This is a genomic window from Pantoea sp. CTOTU49201 (genome assembly GCF_032054795.1).
GTDB lineage: Bacteria > Pseudomonadota > Gammaproteobacteria > Enterobacterales > Enterobacteriaceae > Pantoea > Pantoea symbiotica.
Map to the genome: position 1 here is coordinate 1 of NZ_DAMBSA010000482.1, position 3,158 is coordinate 3,158.

Sequence of the window (3,158 nt, forward strand, 5' to 3'; positions counted from 1 at the left end):
TGCACCAGCGGTTCGGCAACGCCGAGCTGGTTCACACGGTTACGCAGAATGGTGATGTTTTGCTGCACCGCATATTCACGCGCTTCGCTCAGGCGCGCATCACTCATCACCGCACGCAGCGAATCGCTGCCCTGGCTTGAGATCACCAGATCGCGGTGGCGAGTAGACAAGTAGCTGATTGCCGCGTCACGGCTGGCGCCGTCACGGAAACGCACTTCTACGCCATAGTTCGCGATTTTATTAACGGTGGTATACGGAATGCTTTTGTCGCGCAGATCGCTGCGCAGGCTGTCGGCGTTCTGCTCTTGCAGTTTGCCCAGAGCCGTATCCATATCCACTTCCATCAGGAAGTGAACGCCGCCGCGCAGATCAAGACCGAGTTTCATCGGTTCCGCGGCCAGCATGCTCAGCCAGCGAGGGGTTGCCGGCGCGAGGTTGAGTGCCACAATGTAGTCTTCGCCCAGCGCGGTGGTGATAGCATCACGCGCGCGCAGCTGCACATCCTGCGTTGCAAAGCGGGCCAGAATGGCACCATTTTCCAGAGCGAGGGACTTGCTCTCGATATTGTCTTGTTTTAATACGGTCTGGATCTGATCCAACGTTTGCTCACTGGCGGCGCCACCGCGCGCACCAGTGATCTGAACGGCCGGATCCTCACCATAAAGGTTAGGAAGCGCATAGAGCAGGCCGACGAGAATCACGACGACCAGCATGATGTACTTCCACAAAGGATAACGGTTTAACACGGCAGTTCCCTTCGGGAAGAAAAAATTACAGCGCCTTCAAAGTACCTTTCGGCAGAACGGCGGCCACGAAATCACGTTTAACAACTACTTCAGTGGTGTCGTTCAGGGCAATAGAAACATAGCCAGTTTCTGCCACTTTGGTCACACGGCCAACTAAACCACCGCTGGTCAGCACTTCATCACCTTTAGAGATGGAATCCATCAGCTTCTTGTGATCTTTAGTACGCTTCTGCTGCGGACGCAGAATCATGAAGTAGAAGATCAGACCAAATACCACCAGCATGATCACCAGAGAATACGGACTTCCCTGAGACGGTGCGCCTGCTGCGGCTACGGCGTCAGAAATGAAAAAGCTCATTAAATTTCCCTCATTGATGAATTATCAGACGTTCAGCGGAGGAACCGCCTTCCCCGTCCGTTGGTAGAACTCGCTAACAAAGTGCTCTAATTTACCCTCTTCGATAGCCTTACGTAAACCGGCCATCAAACGCTGGTAATAGCGCAGATTGTGAATCGTATTCAGGCGTGCGCCCAGTATTTCGTTACAGCGATCAAGATGATGCAAGTAGGCGCGGCTATAATTGCGACAGGTGTAACAATCACACTCTGCATCCAGCGTTGCGGTGTCATCTTTATACCGGGCATTACGAATTTTCACCACGCCATCCGTAACAAACAGATGACCATTACGCGCATTGCGCGTTGGCATAACGCAGTCAAACATATCGATACCGCGGCGAACGCCTTCCACCAGATCTTCTGGCTTGCCGACGCCCATCAAATAACGCGGTTTGTCTTGCGGAATTTGCGGACAGACGTGCTCCAGGATTCGGTGCATGTCCTCTTTAGGTTCACCCACCGCCAGGCCGCCCACAGCGTACCCATCAAAGCCAATCTCTACCAGACCTTTAACCGAGACATCTCGTAAATCTTCGTAAACACCGCCCTGAATAATGCCGAATAATGCATTTTTATTGCCGAGCGAATCGAAGCGGTCACGGCTGCGCTGGGCCCAGCGTAATGACATCTCCATCGAACGTTTGGCGTAATCCCAATCCGCCGGATATGGCGTACATTCGTCGAAGATCATGACCACGTCAGAGCCGAGATCGAACTGGATCTCCATCGACTTTTCCGGATCGAGGAAAATCGGGTCGCCGTTGATCGGGTTACGGAAGTGCACGCCCGCTTCGGTGATCTTGCGGATATCACCGAGGCTGAATACCTGGAAGCCGCCGGAATCGGTGAGGATCGGCCCTTGCCAGTTCATGAAATCGTGCAGGTCGCCGTGCAGCTTCATGATCTCCTGACCTGGGCGCAGCCACAGGTGGAAGGTGTTGCCGAGCAGGATCTGCGCGCCGGTCTCTTTTACTTCTTCCGGCGTCATGCCTTTCACCGTGCCGTAGGTGCCCACGGGCATAAATGCCGGGGTTTCAACAACGCCACGATCAAAGACCAGACGGCCACGGCGCGCGCGCCCGTCGGTGGTATCTAATTCAAATTTCACATTAACCTCTAATCAGAGAAACAGTCTGATTCAATTACGCGCCGACGCTTTCGTCAGGCGCTTGTGGATTACGGGTGATGTACATCGCATCCCCGTAGCTAAAGAAACGGTACTGCTCTGCCACCGCGCTGTGATAAGCCGCCATGGTGTGCTGATAACCGGCAAAGGCCGAAACCAGCATAATCAGGGTCGATTCCGGCAGGTGGAAGTTGGTGATCAGCGCATCAATTACCTGATAGTGATAGCCGGGATAGATGAAAATCTGCGTGTCGTCGAAGAACGGCGCAATCAGCGCGTCCTGGCTGGCCTTCGCGGCGCTCTCCAGCGATCGTACTGAGGTGGTGCCCACGGCAACCACTTTGTTGCCGCGCGCTTTACACGCCAGCACCGCATCCACCACATCCTGCGGCACTTCCGCGTATTCGGCGTGCATGATGTGATCTTCGATGGTTTCCACGCGCACCGGCTGAAAAGTCCCCGCACCGACGTGCAGCGTGACAAACGCCATCTCAACGCCTTTGGCTTTCAGCGCCTCCAGCAGCGGCTCGTCAAAGTGCAAACCGGCGGTCGGCGCGGCGACGGCGCCGGGACGCACGCCGTACACGGTTTGGTACAGCTCACGGTCAGCATCTTCGTCCGGACGATCGATATACGGCGGCAGCGGCATATGGCCGACGCTGTTGAGAATATCCAGCACCGCGCGATCGTCTTCGAAGGCGATCTCAAACAGCGTGTCATGACGCGCCACCATCGTGGCTTTGACGCTTTCATCATCGCCCAGCAGCAATTCTGCGCCTGGCTTAGGAGCTTTAGAAGCGCGCACGTGCGCCAGCACGCGTTTGTCATCCAGCATGCGCTCAACCAGCATCTCGATTTTGCCGCCGCTGGCTTTACGGCCAAAGACG

3 protein-coding genes and 1 pseudogene are annotated in these 3,158 nt (G+C 55.3%); all 4 read right to left on the reverse strand.

The window, feature by feature from the left end; all coding sequences use genetic code 11:
• Positions 1-746: pseudogene (secD, locus tag RTY00_RS22520) on the reverse strand (protein translocase subunit SecD); the annotation flags it as partial.
• A gap of 25 nt (positions 747-771) precedes the next feature.
• Positions 772-1,104, reverse strand: coding sequence for a preprotein translocase subunit YajC (gene yajC / locus RTY00_RS22525; RefSeq protein WP_008103990.1), 333 nt, complete (start codon positions 1,102-1,104; stop codon positions 772-774).
• A gap of 24 nt (positions 1,105-1,128) precedes the next feature.
• A complete protein-coding gene (tgt, locus tag RTY00_RS22530) occupies positions 1,129-2,253 on the reverse strand; it encodes a tRNA guanosine(34) transglycosylase Tgt (RefSeq protein WP_061717469.1) in 1,125 nt (374 codons plus the stop codon).
• Between the two features lie 34 nt (positions 2,254-2,287).
• On the reverse strand, positions 2,288-3,158 hold an 871-nt coding region (gene queA, locus RTY00_RS22535; protein WP_312666369.1), incomplete at its 5' end, for a tRNA preQ1(34) S-adenosylmethionine ribosyltransferase-isomerase QueA.